Source organism: Methylocella sp. (assembly GCA_037200525.1).
Lineage (GTDB): Bacteria > Pseudomonadota > Alphaproteobacteria > Rhizobiales > Beijerinckiaceae > Methylocapsa.
The window spans coordinates 1,881,512-1,900,428 of the sequence record JBBCGG010000001.1 but is presented as its reverse complement, the minus strand read 5'-3'; the positions used below and the strand labels follow the sequence as shown (position 1 = coordinate 1,900,428).

Annotated in this window: 16 protein-coding genes and 1 pseudogene; 9 read left to right on the top strand and 8 right to left on the bottom strand. The window is 61.3% G+C overall.

Annotated features, from left to right (window positions below; all coding sequences use genetic code 11):
- Positions 1-203 precede the first annotated feature (203 nt).
- From alaS to WDN46_09170, 4 genes are all read left to right on the top strand, one after another.
- On the top strand, positions 204-2,891 hold the full coding sequence (gene alaS, locus WDN46_09185) for an alanine--tRNA ligase (protein ID MEJ0093594.1): 2,688 nt from the start codon (positions 204-206) through the stop codon (positions 2,889-2,891).
- A gap of 138 nt (positions 2,892-3,029) precedes the next feature.
- Positions 3,030-3,434, top strand: coding sequence for a phasin family protein (locus WDN46_09180; protein MEJ0093593.1), 405 nt, complete (start codon positions 3,030-3,032; stop codon positions 3,432-3,434).
- A gap of 563 nt (positions 3,435-3,997) precedes the next feature.
- On the top strand, positions 3,998-5,524 hold the full coding sequence (locus tag WDN46_09175; GenBank protein ID MEJ0093592.1) for a YcjX family protein: 1,527 nt from the start codon (positions 3,998-4,000) through the stop codon (positions 5,522-5,524).
- Between the two features lie 122 nt (positions 5,525-5,646).
- Positions 5,647-6,711, top strand: coding sequence for a TIGR01620 family protein (locus WDN46_09170; GenBank protein MEJ0093591.1), 1,065 nt, complete (start codon positions 5,647-5,649; stop codon positions 6,709-6,711).
- Positions 6,712-6,921: 210 nt separating this feature from the next.
- On the opposite strand, the pseudogene WDN46_09165 reads toward WDN46_09170, so the two are convergent.
- Positions 6,922-7,688 (bottom strand): annotated as a pseudogene (locus tag WDN46_09165) (IS5 family transposase).
- Positions 7,689-7,789: 101 nt separating this feature from the next.
- A complete protein-coding gene (locus WDN46_09160) occupies positions 7,790-8,557 on the bottom strand; it encodes an IS5 family transposase (GenBank protein MEJ0093590.1) in 768 nt (255 codons plus the stop codon).
- A gap of 25 nt (positions 8,558-8,582) precedes the next feature.
- On the opposite strand from WDN46_09160, the gene WDN46_09155 reads away from it, so the two are divergent.
- Together WDN46_09155 and WDN46_09150 are read left to right on the top strand one after the other, a co-directional pair.
- Positions 8,583-9,185 carry a hypothetical protein gene (locus WDN46_09155; protein MEJ0093589.1) on the top strand — a complete coding sequence of 201 codons (603 nt, stop codon included), beginning with the start codon at positions 8,583-8,585 and terminating at the stop codon, positions 9,183-9,185.
- A complete protein-coding gene (locus WDN46_09150; GenBank protein ID MEJ0093588.1) occupies positions 9,182-9,928 on the top strand; it encodes an Imm52 family immunity protein in 747 nt (248 codons plus the stop codon). The genes WDN46_09155 and WDN46_09150 overlap by 4 nt, the downstream gene beginning before the upstream one ends.
- An 88-nt stretch (positions 9,929-10,016) precedes the next feature.
- Here the strand turns inward: WDN46_09150 and ilvC are convergent, their stop codons facing one another.
- From ilvC to WDN46_09135, 3 genes are all read right to left on the bottom strand, one after another.
- A complete protein-coding gene (gene ilvC / locus WDN46_09145; GenBank protein MEJ0093587.1) occupies positions 10,017-11,036 on the bottom strand; it encodes a ketol-acid reductoisomerase in 1,020 nt (339 codons plus the stop codon).
- A gap of 110 nt (positions 11,037-11,146) precedes the next feature.
- On the bottom strand, positions 11,147-11,707 hold the full coding sequence (gene ilvN / locus WDN46_09140; GenBank protein ID MEJ0093586.1) for an acetolactate synthase small subunit: 561 nt from the start codon (positions 11,705-11,707) through the stop codon (positions 11,147-11,149).
- Between the two features lie 4 nt (positions 11,708-11,711).
- Complete coding sequence (locus tag WDN46_09135) at positions 11,712-13,472, bottom strand: acetolactate synthase 3 large subunit (GenBank protein MEJ0093585.1); 1,761 nt, start codon at positions 13,470-13,472, stop codon at positions 11,712-11,714.
- 163 nt (positions 13,473-13,635) lie between these two features.
- On the opposite strand from WDN46_09135, the gene WDN46_09130 reads away from it, so the two are divergent.
- Both WDN46_09130 and WDN46_09125 read left to right on the top strand, forming a co-directional pair.
- Positions 13,636-14,439, top strand: a complete 804-nt coding sequence (locus WDN46_09130) for a haloacid dehalogenase type II (GenBank protein MEJ0093584.1) — start codon at positions 13,636-13,638, stop codon at positions 14,437-14,439.
- A gap of 37 nt (positions 14,440-14,476) precedes the next feature.
- Positions 14,477-15,298: an RMD1 family protein gene (locus WDN46_09125; protein MEJ0093583.1), complete on the top strand. Its 822-nt coding sequence runs from the start codon at positions 14,477-14,479 to the stop codon at positions 15,296-15,298.
- Positions 15,299-15,320: 22 nt separating this feature from the next.
- Here WDN46_09125 and miaA read toward each other — a convergent pair whose 3' ends face one another.
- The gene (miaA, locus tag WDN46_09120; GenBank protein MEJ0093582.1) at positions 15,321-16,226 is read right to left on the bottom strand and encodes a tRNA (adenosine(37)-N6)-dimethylallyltransferase MiaA; all 906 of its coding nucleotides are present in this window, start codon (positions 16,224-16,226) and stop codon (positions 15,321-15,323) included.
- Positions 16,227-16,253: 27 nt separating this feature from the next.
- The gene (ispH, locus tag WDN46_09115) at positions 16,254-17,213 is read right to left on the bottom strand and encodes a 4-hydroxy-3-methylbut-2-enyl diphosphate reductase (protein MEJ0093581.1); all 960 of its coding nucleotides are present in this window, start codon (positions 17,211-17,213) and stop codon (positions 16,254-16,256) included.
- 111 nt (positions 17,214-17,324) lie between these two features.
- Between ispH and WDN46_09110 the strand changes: the two genes are divergently transcribed.
- Complete coding sequence (locus tag WDN46_09110) at positions 17,325-18,236, top strand: alpha/beta hydrolase (GenBank protein ID MEJ0093580.1); 912 nt, start codon at positions 17,325-17,327, stop codon at positions 18,234-18,236.
- 10 nt (positions 18,237-18,246) lie between these two features.
- On the opposite strand, the gene WDN46_09105 is transcribed toward WDN46_09110, so the two are convergent.
- Positions 18,247-18,699, bottom strand: a complete 453-nt coding sequence (locus WDN46_09105; GenBank protein MEJ0093579.1) for a nucleoside deaminase — start codon at positions 18,697-18,699, stop codon at positions 18,247-18,249.
- Positions 18,700-18,917 lie beyond the last annotated feature (218 nt).

Sequence of the window (18,917 nt, the reverse complement as noted above, 5' to 3'; positions counted from 1 at the left end):
CGGGGGACCGGCTCGCCATTCGGCGCTTGCGTTTTGCATTTGCCGCACTCATTTTCGCTCGCGTTGGGGGCGGCTTGCGCTGAATTGAGCCATGCCCTCAAAACGCGCGACGCGGCGCGAACTCGCAGTTGAAACCAGCGATTCGATGCGGGAGCAAAGGATCGGCTTTGCGCTTCAGCGCCAATGGATGAGATGGAAAAGACATGAACGGCGTGAACGAAATCCGCTCGGGGTTCCTCGATTTTTTCAGCAAAAACGGGCACGAGATCGTCCCGTCCGCGTCGCTCGTGCCGCGGAACGACCCGACTCTCATGTTCACCAACGCGGGCATGGTTCAATTCAAGAATTTGTTCACGGGCGTCGAAAAACGGCCCTATGTGCGCGCCGCGAGCGCGCAAAAATGCGTCCGCGCCGGCGGCAAACACAATGATCTCGATAATGTCGGCTATACTGCAAGGCACCATACATTTTTCGAAATGCTCGGCAATTTCTCTTTTGGAGACTATTTTAAGCCTCTCGCGATCGAGCTCGCCTGGAAACTGATCACACAGGAATTTGGTCTGCCAAAAGACCGGCTTCTCGTCACGGTCTACCACACCGACGACGAAGCCTTCTCCTTATGGAAAAAGATCGCCGGCATTCCTGATTCGAGGATTATTCGCATTTCAACGTCCGACAATTTCTGGGCGATGGGGGATACGGGCCCCTGTGGCCCCAGCTCGGAAATTTTTTACGATCAAGGCGACAAACTGCAGGGCGGCCCGCCCGGCAGCGCCGATCAGGATGGCGATCGTTTTCTCGAATTCTGGAACCTTGTTTTCATGCAATTCGAGCAGATCGCTCCCGATCAGCGCGTCGATCTCCCGCGGCCGTCGATTGACACCGGCATGGGCCTTGAGCGCATAGCCGCGCTGCTCCAAGGCGTAACGTCGAATTACGACATCGACCTCATGCGCGCCTTGATCCTCGCAGTCGCGGCGGCGACCGGCGTCGATCCGGACGGTCCGCAAAAGGCCAGTCATCGCGTCATCGCCGATCATCTGCGCGCCGCCGCCTTCCTGATCGCCGATGGCGTCACTCCCTCGAATGAGGGGCGCGGCTATGTCTTGCGCCGCATTATGCGCCGCGCCATGCGCCACGCCCAGCTTCTTGGCGCCCGCGAGCCGCTGATGTGGCGGCTGGTTCCGGTTCTGTCGCGCGAAATGGGGCAAGCCTACCCCGAGCTGCTCCGCGCCGAGCCGCTCATCGTCGAAACATTGCGGCTTGAAGAGACGCGTTTCCTCGACACGCTCGCCAGAGGCCTTTCGATTCTGGACGAGGCCGTCCGCGATCTTCCTCAAGGCGGCTCCTTGCCCGGCCAAGTCGCGTTCAAATTATACGACACTTATGGCTTTCCCCTGGATTTGACCCAGGATGCGCTGCGCGCGCGCGCCCTCGGCGTCGACGTCGATGGCTTCAACATCGCAATGGAGCGCCAGCGCACGGAAGCGCGAAAGGCTTGGACAGGGTCCGGAGAAGCCGCGACCGGGACCGTTTGGTTCGCCGTCAAAGAGAAAGCCGGAGCGACTGATTTCCTCGGCTACGATACCGAGCGCGCTGAAGGCGTTGTGGCGGCCGTCGTCAAGGATGGGGCGGTAGCCGATCGCCTTCGCGAAGGAGAGAAAGGCTCTATCGTTCTCAACCAGACGCCGTTTTACGGAGAGTCCGGCGGCCAAGTCGGCGACACCGGCTTTATGCGCGCCAACGGGGCGCGTTTTCGCGTCATCAACACGCAAAAGAAACTTGGCGACGTTTTTGTCCATGAAGGGATCGTCGAAGAAGGTGAAATTAGGCTTGGGCTTGCGCTCGAACTTGCCGTCGATCATCGGCGCCGCACGGCTGTCCGAGCCAATCATTCGGCCACCCATCTTTTGCATGAGGCGCTTCGTCTGGTCCTTGGCGATCACGTCGCGCAAAAGGGTTCGCTCGTCGCGGAAGATCGCCTGCGCTTTGACTTTTCACATCCAAAGCCAATTTCTGCGGAGGAGCTCGCGCGCATCGAGGACATCGCCAATCGCGTGGTCATCGAGAATGCTCCTGTCGTAACGCGCCTGATGGCTGTGGATGAGGCCATCGGCGCCGGAGCCCGCGCGCTCTTTGGGGAAAAATATGGCGATGAAGTGCGCGTTGTTTCGATGGGCTACGCGCAAGATCGCGAGAGCGAGAGCGGCGAACATTCCAACCGCGCTTTTTCGATCGAACTTTGCGGCGGCACGCATGTCGCGCGCACCGGCGACATCGGCCTGATCAGCATCGTGTCTGAAAGCGCCGTCGCCGCCGGCGTGCGCCGGGTTGAAGCCAAGACCGCGGACGAAGCGCGACGCCGGCTCAATGCGCAGGCGCGCCATCTGCAAGACATGGCCGCCCTTCTTAAGGCGCCCGAAGAGGACGCCTCCAAACGTCTCGCGAGCCTCATTGAAGACCGGCGCAAACTCGAGCGCGAGTTGAGCGACGCGCGCAAGAAATTGGCGATGGGCGGCGGCGGCGCGGCCGAGAATCCCCTGCAGGACATCGGCGGCGTTAAGTTCTTTAGCCGCTCGGTCTCGGCGATAGAGTTGAAGGACCTGAAATCGCTCGTCGATGAAACAAAGCAGAACATCGGCTCAGGGGTCGTCGCGATAGCGGGCGTCGACGGGGATGGCAAGGCCGGCATTGTGGTTGGCGTCACCTCCGACCTGACCGACCGTTTCGACGCCGTCGCTTTGGTGCGGCTCGCCGCGGCCGCGCTCGGCGGCAAAGGCGGCGGCGGTCGTCGCGACATGGCGCAAGCAGGAGGGCCGGACAGCGCGGCCGTTGACGCCGCGCTCGCCGCGATCGGCGACGCTCTACGAAAAATTCAAAGCCCTGGCTGATCGGACGAGCGCCAAAGCCAAGCTTGCGAACGACAAATTGGAGAGGATTTACCAGAGATATGCAACTCCTTTGCGCCTGAACGATTGCCATAGGCCGCCTGCGGCGTGCGGGCGGGAAACGGCGTAGGGAGAAACAAAATGATCGAGCAGGATACAAGAGGGGCGACCGAGGCCGCAGGTTTAGCGGCAAATAGCGTCTCGGCCGCGTCTAAGAATCTGCAAGCTTTCGCTAGCGAAATCGCGGAAATGTCCAGGGAGTCGCTAGAGCATGCGACAAGCACTATGGAACAGTTGCGCAATGCCCGCGGAATGTCAGAGGTGCTGGCGATCCAGACGAGCTTTGTCAGGGAGGCATTCGAGCATATTGCGCGACATACGAGGAAATTCAGCGAACTTTTAGCAGCTCTTCCTATCGAGATGACCAAGACTTACCAGGAAGCATGGTCAAAATCTATCAATGCCGCAGTGAATACAGTCGACGAAGCCAGTCGGAAAGCCGCTGCAGGCGTCGAGCATTTGTCGGACGAGTTTCGCAGACATTAATTAAGGGCTTTTTTTCAAAATTCGCTGACTATTAGCAAGGGGACCTGCCTGATCGGCGGCGAGCCGGTCAGGAATTGCGGGTTCCAGACGTTCACCAATTTATGGTCAGGCGGTTTTGCAGCGAACGCCATTCGCCGTTTGGCGGCGACTTATGGCGGCCGTCGGCGTGCGCCCTTATTGTTTGCAAACCCTTATTGTTTGCAAAGACGTGACGCAGCTTTGGCTCGGCTTCGATCCGCATCCCGGATTTGGGCGATGCCTCGCCGATGCTCCGGCTGTTTCCGCCGTCGCTTCTCCGAGGTCGAGGTTTCCCCGGCATAGCCGACATTGGACGAGACCTTGGAAAAGGCGTTCGCGCGTCGCTCCTGATCGCTCGCAGCGCGAGCGGCTCCGGCCCGCCGCCAGCTATCGCCTCGCGCTCGCGGCTCGCAATCGCCTCCACCCAACGCGATAAAGTTGTTCATGCTTGCGAATAGGCTTGATTTGAACCTATCCCTTTGGTTTGTCGCATTTACGCGCGGGCGCAGGCGCCCACCTTCGCATAGTCATCCGGACTCCCCGTCTTGCCCCTGCTCTCCGATCTTTTTTTTGAAGCCCGCGCCGTGGCGCAGAGCCTCATCGACTATTCCGCCGGGCCGCATATTCGCCTTGGCGTCACGGGACTTTCGCGCGCGGGCAAAACGGTGTTTATCACTGCCCTGATCGAACATCTGACCAAGGCGACGAGCCCGGCCATGCGCGGGCGCAAAAATGCGCTGCCGGTGTTTCGCGTTCACGCCGAGGGGCGGTTGATTAGCGGCGCGCTGGAGCCGCAGCCAGATGACGCCGTCCCCCGCTTTTCCTATGAGGACCATCTTGATGCGCTGGCTGGGCCGGATGGCCGCGTCGAGGCCCGTCATTGGCCGCAGTCGACGCGGCGCATTTCCGAATTGCGCCTGCGTCTTGAATATCAGCAAAAGACCGGGCTTCGCGCCGGCCGGCAATCGCTGACGCTCGATATCGTCGACTACCCCGGCGAATGGCTGCTCGATTTGCCGCTTCTCGCCAAGTCGTTCGCGCAATGGTCGCAGGAATCGATCCTCGCTTCGTCGAGCGCGGCTCGCGCGCCGCTAGCGGCGCACTGGCGCGGCTTCGCCGCGGGCATCGATCCCCGCGCCAAGGCCAATGAAGACGACGCGCGCCGATGCGCCGAGCTTTTCACCACATATTTGCGCGCCTGCCGGGCCGACGAATACAGCTTTTCCAGCCTGCCGCCGGGACGTTTCCTGATGCCGGGCGATCTCGCCGGCTCCCCGGCTTTGACGTTCGCCCCGCTCGCCATCGAGCCTGGAGAAATCTATGCCCCGGACAGCCTGGCCGCCATGATGGAGCGCCGCTACGAGGCCTATAAGGCGCATGTCGTCAAACCTTTTTTCCGGGACCATTTTTCGCGGCTCGACCGGCAAATTGTTCTCGTCGACGCTCTGGCCGCGCTGAATGCGGGGCCGGCCGCGATGCGCGATCTCGAAATTGCGCTCAGCGATGTCTTGACCGCTTTCCGCGCCGGGAGGACCAATCTTTTATCGTCGCTGTTCCGGCCGAAGATCGACAAAATTCTTTTCGCCGCGACCAAGGCCGATCATTTACACCATACCAGCCACGACCGGCTGGAAGCGATTTTGCGCTATCTGACCGGACGAGCGATCGCGCGCGCCGAGACCGTTGGGGCTGATGTGGATGTGATTGCGCTCGCCGCAGTGCGTGCGACGCGCGAGGCCAAAGTCAACGGCCATGGCGAACCGGCGCTCGACGCCGTCATCGGCACGCCGCTGGACGAGGAGCGAATCGGCGGCGAGACATTCGACGGCGAGAGCGAGGCGGCAATCTTTCCCGGCGAGCTCCCGGCTGATCCAAAAGCGGTTTTCCGCGACGCGCCCCTGCCGGCGCGTAATGACGGCCGTTCGGCCGCGCGGAAGACCGAAGTCGATTATCGCTTCGTCCGCTTCCGGCCGCCGGTCGCTGCGCGCGCCGAGGATGGAACCCTGCTTCCGCCGCCCCATATTCGGCTCGACCGCGCGCTCCAGTTTCTCCTCGGCGATAAACTGCGGTGAGGAATCGGTGCATGATCGCGGAAAGTTGCGGACTTTTGGGATAGGATTTTGCGTCGAAACAAAGGGATGTGGAGCATGATCGACGCGGAAGCGATTGCTCCAGATCGTCAAGAGGTTCTTTTGTGCAGCCAAACCAACGACGCCCGCCGCGCGCATTTCGCCTCGAGGATCTGAACCTCGGCGACGCCGATTTCACCGAGAAGCCCCGCGCGCCCGTGCTCATCGAGCCCGAACGCGACCCCTATGAAGCCGAGGTCGAAGCGGCGCTCGGAGCCGGCGACTCCGATGAGGCCGCCGTCGAAGTCGCGCAAAAGCAGGGCGTCGTCGCCCATTGGCTGGTGTCTTGGACCGGCCTCTTCTGGTCCGCCGCCGGAGGGCTCGTCGCGCTCAGCTTTGGCCTCTGGCTGAACCGCCTCGTTGACGATCTGTTCGACCGCGCGCCGGCCCTCGGCGTCGTCGGCCTCGCGCTGGCCTGCCTTGCCGCGCTCGCGCTGTTTGTTCTCGTCGGACGGGAAGTCGCCGGCGTTTTGAGGCAGCGCCGCATCGCCGAACTGCATATCGGGCTGGCGCAGGCGCGCGAGGCCGATGATTTCAAGGAGGCGCGGCGGCTCGTCGGAGAACTTAGCTCGCTCTATGCCGCGCGGCCGGAAACCGCCCTCGCGCGCGGACATTTGCGCGACCTCGCCCATGACATCGTCGATGGGCGCGATCTCATCGATATCGCCGAACGAACGCTAGTGATCCCGCTTGACGCGCAAGTGCAGCAGGAAATCGCCAGCGCGGCCAAACGGGTTTCGATGGTGACGGCGCTGGCCCCGAAAGCGATCATCGACGTTCTTTTCGTCATAGCGCAAGCGATCCGGCTGATCCGCCGCATCTCGATGCTATATGGCGGGCGGCCCGGCCTGCTTGGCTTTCTAAAGCTGCTGCGCTCGATCGGCGCGCATATCGCGATCACCGGCGGCATGGCCGCGGGCGACAGCATTTTGCAGCAACTCGTCGGCCACGGCATAGCCGCGAAGCTATCGGCGCGGCTCGGCGAAGGCGTTCTCAACGGACTGTTGACGGCGCGAGTCGGCCTTTCGGCCATGGCCGTCTGCCGGCCGATGCCTTACGCCATCGGTCGCGCGCCAGGCGTGCGCGATGTGGCGCCATTCCTGTTCAGCAATTCGGACGCGAAGGGTTAGGCGCCTAACGCTGAGCTCCAGCTATAATTTAGTTCGCGAGCGCCGTCCCCGCACCAATCGCACAGCTTTGCCTCGCATTTTTGTTGATGGTTGTTTTGGCAAAACCACCCCGCGCTCGCACCTTGATCCTCGATGTGAATCGTTTGGATGGGAGTTTTGGTGGGCGCGATCGAGCGTTTTGAAGCCGAGTTTCTAGGCAGTAGTGACGAATTACCTGAGCATGATAGCAATAGCGGCGAGCAATACGAAGCCTCGGTAGTTTGCGAGGAGCTTGTCGTATCGGGTTGCGACGCGCCGGAACTGCTTCAGTTTATTGAAGAAACGCTCGACGAGATTGCGCTCCTTGTAGAGCGCCTTGTCGTAGGGGAGCGGCGCGCGGCGATTGGATTTTGATGGGATCACCGGCTCAGCCTCACGCATAAGAACAGCCTTGCGCAAGTGATTGGCGTCATAACCTTTATCGGCGATGATCGCATCGGCCGCAAAGCCTTCGATCAGGGCGTGCGCTTTTGTGATGTCGTTGCGCTGCCCAGGTCCGAGAAGGAGCCGAACGGGGTTGCCGAGTGCGTCTGTCGCGGCGTGGATTTTGGTGCTCAAACCACCGCGAGAGCGGCCCAGGCCTTGGGCATCCGCCCCCCTTTGGCGATCCTTGCGCCGGCCGCGTGCTGATGGGCGCGCACGATTGTTGAGTCGATCATCAGCCATTCGAGATCGGCCTCGGCGGTGAATGCCTCAAGAAATCCGTCCAAGGCGCCGCGCTCGATCCAGCGATAGTAGCGGCGTTTCACCGCCTGATGGTCGCCGAAGCGTTCGGGCAGATCGCGCCAGCGGCCGCCCGAGCGGGCCATCCATAACAGCGCGTCGACGAAGCGTCGATTGTCGCAGCGCGGCCCGCGCTGGCCGGCTCTTCCGCCTGGCACAAGATCACAAAGCCGCTCCCATTGATCGTCTCGCAGCGCATCGACATCCCGAATCATCAAGGCTGATCTCCAAAAATCAGCCTTGAATCATGGAAAGATCCTCGCGAGAATCCCTCAAACGCCGAATTCGTCACCACGGCCTAGGCAGTAGTGACGAATTACCTGAGCATGATAGCAATAGCGGCGAGCAATACGAAGCCTCGGTAGTTTGCGAGGAGCTTGTCGTATCGGGTTGCGACGCGCCGGAACTGCTTCAGTTTATTGAAGAAACGCTCGACGAGATTGCGCTCCTTGTAGAGCGCCTTGTCGTAGGGGAGCAGCGCGCGGCGATTGGATTTTGATGGGATCACCGGCTCAGCCTCACGCATAAGAACAGCCTTGCGCAAGTGATTGGCGTCATAACCTTTATCGGCGATGATCGCATCGGCCGCAAAGCCTTCGATCAGGGCGTGCGCTTTTGTGATGTCGTTGCGCTGCCCAGGTCCGAGAAGGAGCCGAACGGGGTTGCCGAGCGCGTCTGTCGCGGCGTGGATTTTGGTGCTCAAACCACCGCGAGAGCGGCCCAGGCCTTGGGCATCCGCCCCCCTTTGGCGATCCTTGCGCCGGCCGCGTGCTGATGGGCGCGCACGATTGTTGAGTCGATCATCAGCCATTCGAGATCGGCCCTCGGCGGTGAATGCCTCAAGAAATCCGTCCAAGGCGCCGCGCTCGATCCAGCGATAGTAGCGGCGTTTCACCGCCTGATGGTCGCCGAAGCGTTCGGGCAGATCGCGCCAGCGGCCGCCCGAGCGGGCCATCCATAACAGCGCGTCGACGAAGCGTCGATTGTCGCAGCGCGGCCCGCGCTGGCCGGCTCTTCCGCCTGGCACAAGATCACAAAGCCGCTCCCATTGATCGTCTCGCAGCGCATCGACATCCCGAATCATCAAGGCTGATCTCCAAAAATCAGCCTTGAATCATGGAAAGATCCTCGCGAGAATCCCCCAAACGCCGAATTCGTCACCACGGCCTAGCGCGGCGGTCGATCGCGCGCTCCATCTTTCCCAGGCAGCGTTCGCCAATTGCTCCATCCACAACGCCAAAAAGCGCGAGGAGCCAAAGCTCTGTCCCGCGCCAGAACCGCATAAGCCAGGCAGGCGCAAGCTCTTCGATGTTCAATATGAGCAATTCGTCAGAAGCATCGCCGACCCGCAGCGTCAGCCGCCGCTGCCGGCAGCGCTCGCTTTCAGCCTGATGGACCCGTCGACAGGCAAGCCGGTCTTCTTCGACGATTGCCGCGAATCGGATGGCGCCATGATCGAAGCCAAGGGACATTATGCGGAGATGATGAGGTCAGAGTGGGGCCAAGACATCCTCGCCGACCGGTGGGCGAAGCAAGCCGAAGATCAGATCGTGGCCAGTGGGAGGCGGCGGATCGAATGGTATTTCCATGAGCAAGCGGCGGCCGATTTGGCGCGAAGGGTCTTTCAGCGAGAAGCGAACCTTAAGCGGATCAAGGTCCGTTATCGACCGGACCCTGTCGGCGCCCCCAACCCGAATTTGAGAATCAAATGAGCGCAGAGTCGATATTGATCACTCAGATAACTTCTCCCGACTACAGCATCTTTGCGTCCTGGGGCCCCCGCGTGGAGACTCCGGAGGCGATTGCGGCTCATTTCCTCGCTTGCGTCGATCGCTTGAAACAAATCCATCCTGCTTACGACAATTGGATTTTTAGGTTGAACAACCGGCCGAGGAAATTCGACGCCTTGCGCGGGAATCTACCGGCGGCGGTAGCCTCGCGCGTCGCGCGGGCGGACGATGGCGAGCCGACGCCAATCTATGGATATCGGCCCAGCACATTCAACAGCATGAAGAGCAATCCGGGCTCACTTCACTTGAGGATCAAAGCAGGCTCCGCATTGAGCAATTTCGCTGAAATCGGAACTGGTTACCAAGTCGTCCCTGATCCCGGCATCATCAGTTTTCCGGTTTTCAAGGCGGCGCTCCTGGCGCTCTCCGAAAGTTTCGATGTAACCTATTGCTCCGCCTATCCGGCGCAGATCCTGAATCTCTCCGACACAACCCGCCATCTCCGCCTCGCCTGGATGAGCTATGTATCGCCGCGCTTTGCGCCGCTGATTACGCCGCCGCCCTCCGCCATCGTCGAGCGCCCGCGCGGAGCTCTGCTGATGGCCGCGACGGAAGAAACCTTCTCCATCGACAATCCGGCCCATCTCGCCGCCGCGCGCGACATTCTCGCCGCTCTCGCCCCCTTCGAGGCTCTGCCCTGGCCGCCAGACGCCGCGCCGGAATGAAATGCGCGGCGCGACGATCTGGTCCCGAAGGCCTTGTCTTTCGGTCCAAGCGCTGCGCGCCTTCCCTCGAGGCTAGCGCCGCGAGCGCTTAGTTCTTCGCTTTATCAACCAGCTTGTTGGCGCCGATCCAAGGCATCATCGCACGGAGCTTCCCGCCGACTTCCTCGATCTGATGTGAAGCGGCCTTGGCGCGCGTCGCCTTGAACGAGGTTTGGTTGACCTTGTTTTCGAGCATCCAGTCACGCGTAAATTTACCCGATTGAATGTCGCTCAGAACCCGCTTCATCTCGGCCTTTGTCTCGGCCGTCACGATGCGCGGGCCGGAGACATATTCGCCATATTCGGCCGTGTTCGAGATCGAATAATTCATATTGGCGATGCCGCCCTCATAGATGAGGTCGACGATGAGCTTCACTTCGTGCAAGCACTCGAAATAGGCCATTTCCGGCGCATAACCGGCTTCGACCAAAGTCTCGAACCCGCCCCGGATGAGTTCGACGAGGCCGCCGCAGAGCACAACTTGCTCGCCGAACAGATCGGTTTCGCATTCCTCGCGGAATGAGGTTTCGATAATGCCGGCGCGGCCGCCGCCGATCGCAGAGGCGTAGGAAAGCGCCAGATCATGCGCATTGCCGGAAGCGTCCTGCGCGATCGCGATCAGGCAAGGAACGCCGCCGCCGCGCTTATATTCGGAGCGCACGGTATGGCCGGGGCCTTTTGGCGCAACCATCGCGACGTCGAGATCCTTGCGCGGCTCGATGAGATTGAAGTGGATGTTGAGGCCATGCGCGAACAGAAGCGCCGCGCCCTGCTTCAGGTTGGGGGCGAGATAGTCGCGATAAATATCGCCCTGCAATTCATCCGGCGTCAGCAGCATCACGACGTCGGCCCATTTGGCGGCGTCGGCGACGCTCTTGACGTCGAGGCCCTCGCCCTTCGCCTTGGCCGCCGAGGCCGAGCCCTCGCGCAGGGCGACGCAAACGTCTTTGACGCCAGAATCGCGGAGGTTCAACGCATGCGCATGACCCTGGCTGCCATAGCCGACAATGGCGACCTTCTTGGACTTGATGAGATTGATGTCGGCATCCCGATCATAATAAACGCGCATGACGTGACGTTTCCTCTTTGCTCCGCGTCTCTTCGCGGCTGAAGACGGTGGGTGGCTGGGTTCTTTTAGGCGGCGCGGCGGCCGAGGTCAAAACGATCTTCGATCGCGGCTCATATCGGATTGGGTCCGCGCGAGATCGCGGCGACCCCGGTGCGAGAAACTTCGACGAGGCCAATTGGCCGCATCAGTTCGACGAACTGGTTGATCTTGTCGACGGCGCCGGTGAGCTCGAAAACGAAGCTTTCGATCGAGGCGTCGACGACGCGGGCGCGGAATGCGTCGGCAAGACGCAGCGCCTCCTCGCGATCCTGGCCCTTGCCGGCGACTTTGATCATCGCCAGCTCGCGCTCGACGGACTTGCCGCGCAACGTCAGATCCGTGACCTTGTGCACCGGCACGAGGCGCTCCAGCTGATGCCCGATCTGTTCGATCGCCTCCGGCGTGCCCGAGGTCACGATGGTGATCCGCGACAAATGCTCGGCGTGGGCCACCTCGGCGACGGTCAGGCTCTCGATATTATAGCCGCGGCCAGAAAACAGGCCGACGACCCTCGCGAGCACTCCAGGCTCATTATCGACCAGAACCGAGAGCGTATGCACCTCGATGTTCGATTTGCCGACGGCCGAGGAATAAGGCGAGAGGGGCGCCGCAGGAGCGGTGGGAGCGTTCATCGCGTTACACCAACATCTTGCCGGCCGAGTCGATCACGCCGGCGATATCGTCGTCGTCATCGGGCATGATCATCTCATTGTGGGCTTTGCCCGATGGGATCATCGGCAGGCAGTTTTCCGTCTTATCGACGATGCAGTCAAACACGACCGTGCGCGGCGTGTCGATCATCTCCATGATCGCGGCGTCGAGATCGGCCGGATTGGAGCAGCGAATCCCAACTGCACCATAGGCATCAGCGAGTTTGACGAAATCGGGCAGAGCCGCCGAATAGCTGTGCGAGAAGCGGCCGCCGTGCAGCAACTCCTGCCATTGCCGCACCATCCCCATATATTCATTGTTGAGGATGAAGATCTTGACCGGCAGACGATATTGCGCGGCGGTCGAAAGCTCCTGCATGTTCATCAGGATCGAAGCCTCGCCGGCGATATCGATGACGAGCGCTTCGGGGTGCGCCATCTGCGCGCCGATCGCCGCCGGCAGACCATAGCCCATGGTGCCGAGGCCGCCGCTCGTCATCCAGTGGTTCGGCTCGTCGAAACGATAATGCTGCGCCGCCCACATCTGATGCTGGCCGACTTCGGTGGTGATATAGGGATTGCGCGCCTTGGTCAGCTCATAGAGGCGCTGCACCGCATATTGCGGTTTGATCACCTTGTTCGAAGCCTTGAAGGCGAGCGATTTGCGCGCGCGCCATTGCTCGATCTGCGCCCACCATTTGCTCAGCGCGCCAGCGTCCGGCGTCGCCTTTTCGGCGCGGAAGACATCGATCATCTGGCGCAGCACATGAGTGCAATCGCCGATAATGCCGAGATCGATCTTGACGTTCTTGTTGATCGAGGACGGATCGATATCGACGTGGATCTTCTTGGACCCCGGCGAAAAGGCGTCGAGACGCCCGGTGATGCGGTCATCGAAGCGCGCGCCGATCGCGATCATCAGATCGCAATCATGCATCGCATTATTGGCTTCGAACGTGCCATGCATGCCAAGCATGCCAAGCCATTTCTCGCCTGAGGCCGGATAGGCGCCAAGGCCCATCAAGGTCGAGGTGATGGGGAATCCGGTTAGATCGACCAGTTCGCGCAGCAGGCGCGAGGCCTCAACGCCGGAATTGATGATGCCGCCGCCCGTGTAGAAGACCGGACGCCGCGCGGCGGCCATCATCGCCACCGCCTGCTCGATTTTCTCCGGGTCGGCTTCGAGCTTCGGCTTATAGGTTTTATGCTGGATTTTATGCGGCCCGATGTACGCGCCGATCGCGAATTGGACATCTTTCGGGATGTCGATGACGACCGGACCCGGACGGCCGTTCTGCGCCACGTAAAAGGCCTCGTGCAACACCCGCGGCAAGTCCTCGATCTGACGCACGAGATAATTATGCTTGGTGCAATGGCGGGTGATGCCAACCGTATCGCATTCCTGGAAAGCGTCCGAGCCGATGAGATGGGTTGGCACCTGACCGGTGATGCAAACCAGCGGAATCGAGTCCATCAAGGCATCGGTCAAGCCGGTGATCGTATTGGTTGCGCCGGGACCCGACGTCACGAGAAGCACGCCGACCTTGCCGCTTGAGCGCGCATAGCCTTCAGCCGCGTGCGCCGCTCCCTGCTCATGGCGAACCAGCACATGGTTCAGCTGGTTCTGATGAAACAAAGCGTCATAGATCGGCAGCACCGCGCCGCCCGGATAGCCAAACAGCGTCTCGACGCCTTGATCCTGCAACGCCCGGACGACCATTTCTGCGCCGGTCATCAGATTGGACATATCCTAAAGCTCCCAGGATGCGACTTGATCAGAAATTCGAGCAATAAAAAAGGCCCCAGGGGGCCTCGGATATGCGCCAGCGTCAGGAAAACGGAGGCTATCTCCGCCCCGCCTCCGGCGCGCATGGTACAATAAGAGAGAGTTTCACAGGTCGCCCTTACAAATGATTTCCAACGCTATAGCGGACGCTGGGGTCTCGGTCAACATAGCCGTTGGCGCGAAAATCGGCTATTTTGGCGCAATGGCTGGCGCGTCCCCCCACTCCGAAATCAAAGCCTTATTTTTCGACGTTTTCGGCACCTTGGTTGACTGGCGCAGCGGCGTCGCCGCTCAAGCCGAGGCCATTTTGGCTCCGCTCGGCTATGCTTTGGACTGGCCGGCTTTCGCCGACGCATGGCGCGGCGAATATCAGACCGGCATGGAGGAGATCCGCTCGGGACGCATCCCGTTCTCGAAGCTTGACTTCATCCATCGTCGAAATCTCGACCGCATCCTGCCGCGCTTCGGTCTCGCCAAGGCGCCCGAGGCGGCGCTCGCCGCCCTCAATCTCGCCTGGCATAAGCTCGACGCCTGGCCCGACGCGGCCGCGGGACTGGCGCGGCTGCGCGGGCGATATATTCTGGCCCCGATGTCGAACGGCAATGTTTCTCTTATCGTCGAACTCGCGCGGCATAATGGCTTTTGCTTCGACGCCATCTTTGGCGCGGAATTCGCCGGCGATTATAAGCCGAAGCCGCGCGTTTATCTCGCCGGAGCGGAGGCCCTGGATTTACCGCCGAGCTCATGCCTGATGGTCGCCGCGCATAGTTCGGACCTTGCCGCCGCAGCGCGCTGTGGGCTTCGCACCGCCCATATCGCGCGGCCCGATGAATACGGCCCTGGAGGCCCCGGCGAGGCGTCCCCCAGCGTTCCCGTCGATCTCGCCGCCGCCGATGTCGGCCATTTGGCCGCACTCCTGGGGCTCTGACCTTTCAAACCCCCTATCGGTGCGATAGGGATAGGCCATGACCAATACGCAACCCGCAACCCCCGCCCTTCCGGCGGTCCGTCGCGCCACCGCGAGGGCGCTCCTGCTCGGCGACCGCATCGATGCGGCGGGCCTTGAGCGGTCGGACATGATTTCGGAGACCCCGCTCGCCTTCCATGTCGGGTCCAATGGGTTCGTCGCTCTCTACCGGTTTGGCGTCGCGGTGATGATCGGCCTGTCGCCGCTCGAAGAGGACGATGTTCTCAAACAAGTGAAATTGCGGGTGTCCGGCCCGCATCAGCACGTCCATGACGAATCCGCCGTCCTCGAAATTTCGCCGGACCACGACGACAAGATCCCGCCCGGCGGCGCCATCACGATGAAAGATCTATCGGCGCAGCGCCTGCTCGTCGTTTCGGATGCGCTGGCCAAAAGCGTGTCGCTCGGCCGCGACGAACGCGAGGTCAACGCCGTTTTCGACATTGTCGAGCCGTTCGCCGCCGATCTTGCGCGCAATGGACGCCCGCCCTGGAAACGCCGCTCGATGCTGAAGCTGCTTGGCCAGACGCTGCTCGTCCAGCATCGCGTTTCCGGCCGCGTCGCAGTCGAGGAAAAGCCCGACGTGCTGTGGGATCGTCCCGATCTTGAGCGGCTCTACGCCCGTCTTGAAGACGAATATGAATTGAAGGAGCGCGCCGAAACGTTGAAGCGCAAGCTCGACATGATCGTCGAAACCGCGCGCATTCTGACCGATATGATCGACGCCGATCGCGCCACTCGGCTGGAAGCGACGATCGTCGTGCTGATCGTCGCCGAAATTTTGCTCACTGTCGGGCAGATCATATTCTGGCGGCATTAGACTCTTCGGACGGCTCGACCGGCTAAGCCAGCGCCAACGCCTCGGCCTCCGCCTCATTCGCCCACTTAAAATCCGCCAGTTGGTGCCGCGCGAAGGTGTGCTGGCGCTTGGCGTAGGCCCGCGTATCGCGTTCCGCCAGTTCGGCCGCCTCGCTCAGCGATATTTCGCCGTTGAGATGGGCGATAAGATGAGGAACGCCATGCGCGCGCATGATCGGAAGAGCCGGATCGAGATGGCGCTCACGCAGGCGCGAAACCTCCTGCAACGCGCCAGCGTCGAGCATGGCGCGGAAGCGCTGGTTGATGCGGCGAGTTAGCGCGTCGCGCTCCAGCGTGAGAAAGATCGGCCGGGCGTCCATCATATCGAGCAAGGGCGGGGTCCGAAAACCCTGGAACGAGGCGAGGCTTTGCCCCGTCGCCTCAAAAACCTCAAGCGCGCGCAGCACCCGTTGCGGATCGGTCGGCCGCAACCGCGCGGCCATCAAAGGGTCGCGGCTGGCGAGTTGGGCGTGGAGGCGCGCCGGGGAAACACCCGCCGCTTCGGAGCGGAGACGCGCGCGCACCTCATCGGGCACCGCCGGAATATCGGAGAGCCCCTGCGTCAGCGCCTTGAAATAGAGGCCGGTGCCTCCGACGAAAATTGGCGTGCGGCCGCTTTGCCTCGCTTCGGCGAGAGCAATTCGCGCATCTTCCAGCCAAAGGCCGACTGAATGATTGACGGCGCCGTCGACATGACCAAAGAGACGATGCGGGGCCCGCGCCTCATCTTCGAGGCCGGGGCGCGCGGTCAAGATGGGCAGATCGCGATAGACCTGCATGGAATCGGCGTTGATCAACACGCCGTCGCTGGCGAGGGCGATGCGAAGCGCCAGCGCGGATTTACCGCTCGCCGTCGGTCCGGCGATGAGGATAGCTGAAGGTCGCGTCATGCCGCGCGGGCAATCATGCCCCCGCGCCTAGACCGCCGCCTGACGCAATTCGCGCGGAAGTGGGAAGAACACGCTTTCTTCCGCCGTCGAGACGGACTCGACATGCAATTCGAAGCGCTGAGCGAAGGCGTCCATGATTTCTTCAACGAGAATTTCCGGCGCGGAAGCGCCGGCAGTGATGCCGAGCGAGGAAATATTGCGGAACAAGTCCCATTCGACATCCTCGGCCCGCAGAACCAGTCGGGCGAGTTTGCAGCCGGAACGTTCGGCCACTTCCTTCAGCCGCTGCGAATTGGACGAATTGGAAGAGCCGACGACGATCAAGGCGTCGACGATCGGGGCGATCCGCTTCACCGCCTCCTGGCGGTTGGTGGTCGCGTAGCAAATATCCTCGCGGTGCGGTCCGACGATGCGAGGGAACCGGCGCGTTAAAGCCTCGACCATGCAGCGCGTGTCATCGATCGATAAGGTCGTCTGAGTGACATAAGCGAGATTATTCTCGTCTTCCGGCTGTAAATTCTCAATGTCCTCAAGAGTTTGCACTAGAAGAATGGAGCCGTTCGGCAATTGGCCCAAAGTGCCGACCACCTCGGGATGTCCGGCATGACCGACGAGAAGAACCTGACGGCCCTGCCTATGATGAAGTTCAGCTTCGCGATGGACCTTTGTGACCAGCGGGCAGGTCGCGTCGATGGCGAAAATCTCGCGCGCCGAGGCCTGTTTCGGAATAGATTTCGGCACGCCATGCGCGGAAAAAATCACCGGCTGCAAGGTATCCGGCACTTCGTCGAGCTCCTCGACGAAAATGGCGCCCTTCGCCTTCAGCGTTTCGACGACATATTTATTGTGGACTATCTCGTGACGCACATAGACGGGGGCGCCGTAAATCCGAAGGGCTTCCTCCACCGCATCTATCGCGCGAACGACGCCCGCACAAAAACCACGCGGGGCGCAAAGGAGAACATTTAGCTTTGGCTTGACAGTCATGCGGCGCCCAGCCTGAGATTGGTGACGATTAAGAATTCGCGGGTTCGAATGTCAAGTCCAACCCTGGCGCCAGCCTATATCACGTTAGCCGCAGAAAAAGGGAATTCTTGTATGGCCGACCTTGCTGATCTTTTTCCGGGCTTCGAGACGCACTGGATCAATACGGATGCAGGAAAATTCTTCGTCCGCGCCCGCGGCGAAGGGCCGCCCCTGCTGTTATTGCACGGCTATCCGCAAACCCATGTCGAATGGCACAAGGTCGCGCCGAAACTCGCGGAACGCTACCGCGTCGTGCTGATGGACATGCGCGGCTATGGCTGGTCCAGCGCGCCGGCGAGCAAAAATGGCGCGCTCTATTCCAAGCGCCTTATGGCCGGAGACGCCATCGCCGTCATGGCGCAGCTCGGGCATATTCGCTTCAGCCTTGTCGGGCATGATCGCGGCGCAAGGGTTGCCTATCGTCTCGGACTCGACCATCCGGAACGGCTGGAAAAGCTCGCCCTGATCGACATCATACCGACCGCCGTGCGGTGGCGGAGCCTCGATGCTGCCGAAGCCATGAAGGGTTATCACTGGCTCTTTCTGGCGCAGCCGGAGCCTCTGCCGGAAGCGCTCATCGGCGCCTCCGCTTTGGCGTTCATCGATTACACGCTGGCGAGCTGGACCAACGCGAAGAATCTTTCAGCCTTCGATCCCCGCGCGCTCGCCCATTATCGCGCGGCCTTCAATGAGCCCTCCCGCATCCACGCGACCTGCGAGGATTACCGCGCCGGCGCGACGATTGACCGCAGCGACGATGAAGCCGATCAAGCGGCCGGCAAGAAGATCTCCGCTCCGCTCTGCATCCTTTGGGGCGCGCGGGGACTCGGAGGGGGAGACGCTTCGACGCTCGACATCTGGCGGCAATGGGGCTCCAACGTCCAAGGTCAAGCGATCAAGGGCGGCCATTTTTTGCCCGAGGAAAACCCGGAGGCGACGCTGGAGGCGTTGCTGGCCTTTTTGTCGGAGCCAGCCAGAGCCTGATGCTTTAATCTCAGCGCCGCAGCGCGAAAAACTGGCGCAACAACTCGGCCGCCTCGCTCTCCCGGATGCCGCCATAAAGTTCAGGCGCATGATGACAGGTCGGCTGCGCGAAAAAACGCGGCCCGTGGTCCACCGCGCCGCCCTTTGGATCGGCGGCCGCCCAATAGAGCCGTCGCACGCGGGCGAAGGAAATCGCCGCCGCGCACATGGCGCAGGGCTCGAGCGTTACATAGAGGTCGCAGCCGGCCAGCCTTTGCGAGCCAAGCGTCCGGCAGGCCGAGCGGATGGCCAAGATCTCGGCATGCGCAGTTGGATCATGATCCTGCAACGTCCGGTTGCCGGCGCGGGCGAGGATTTTTCCCTCATGCATGATAACGGCGCCGATGGGGACCTCGCCGCGCGCGAAGGCGTCTTTCGCCTCGAGGAAAGCGCAAGACATCGGATCGATTGTGTCTCTCTGCATTCCCGATCGCGCCCCAAATGCTCAAACTGTTTTGAAATTATCGCGCCGCTTTGTCCGGTCCCTGGAGCGAGAGCGGCATTTTTCCAACAGAGTCTTAGTTCCCCTTTCGGTTCACATTCTGTTATTGGGATATATGAGCGATGACACGACCAAAGACCATCCACCAGCCCGCCAACGACCTGCCCGCCTAGAACGCGGGTCGCGCGATGACGGGGGCG

What these genes read in the sequence shown, in the direction of transcription:
- alaS (MEJ0093594.1), top strand. Translation starts at nt 204, where the DNA reads ATGAACGGCGTGAACGAAATCCGCTCGGGGTTCCTCGATTTTTTCAGC.
- WDN46_09180 (MEJ0093593.1), top strand. Translation starts at nt 3,030, where the DNA reads ATGATCGAGCAGGATACAAGAGGGGCGACCGAGGCCGCAGGTTTAGCG.
- WDN46_09160 (MEJ0093590.1), bottom strand. Translation starts at nt 8,557, where the DNA reads ATGATTCGGGATGTCGATGCGCTGCGAGACGATCAATGGGAGCGGCTT.
- WDN46_09150 (MEJ0093588.1), top strand. Translation starts at nt 9,182, where the DNA reads ATGAGCGCAGAGTCGATATTGATCACTCAGATAACTTCTCCCGACTAC.
- ilvC (MEJ0093587.1), bottom strand. Translation starts at nt 11,036, where the DNA reads ATGCGCGTTTATTATGATCGGGATGCCGACATCAATCTCATCAAGTCC.
- ilvN (MEJ0093586.1), bottom strand. Translation starts at nt 11,707, where the DNA reads ATGAACGCTCCCACCGCTCCTGCGGCGCCCCTCTCGCCTTATTCCTCG.
- WDN46_09135 (MEJ0093585.1), bottom strand. Translation starts at nt 13,472, where the DNA reads ATGTCCAATCTGATGACCGGCGCAGAAATGGTCGTCCGGGCGTTGCAG.
- WDN46_09130 (MEJ0093584.1), top strand. Translation starts at nt 13,636, where the DNA reads ATGATTTCCAACGCTATAGCGGACGCTGGGGTCTCGGTCAACATAGCC.
- WDN46_09125 (MEJ0093583.1), top strand. Translation starts at nt 14,477, where the DNA reads ATGACCAATACGCAACCCGCAACCCCCGCCCTTCCGGCGGTCCGTCGC.
- miaA (MEJ0093582.1), bottom strand. Translation starts at nt 16,226, where the DNA reads ATGACGCGACCTTCAGCTATCCTCATCGCCGGACCGACGGCGAGCGGT.
- ispH (MEJ0093581.1), bottom strand. Translation starts at nt 17,213, where the DNA reads ATGACTGTCAAGCCAAAGCTAAATGTTCTCCTTTGCGCCCCGCGTGGT.
- WDN46_09110 (MEJ0093580.1), top strand. Translation starts at nt 17,325, where the DNA reads ATGGCCGACCTTGCTGATCTTTTTCCGGGCTTCGAGACGCACTGGATC.
- WDN46_09105 (MEJ0093579.1), bottom strand. Translation starts at nt 18,699, where the DNA reads ATGCAGAGAGACACAATCGATCCGATGTCTTGCGCTTTCCTCGAGGCG.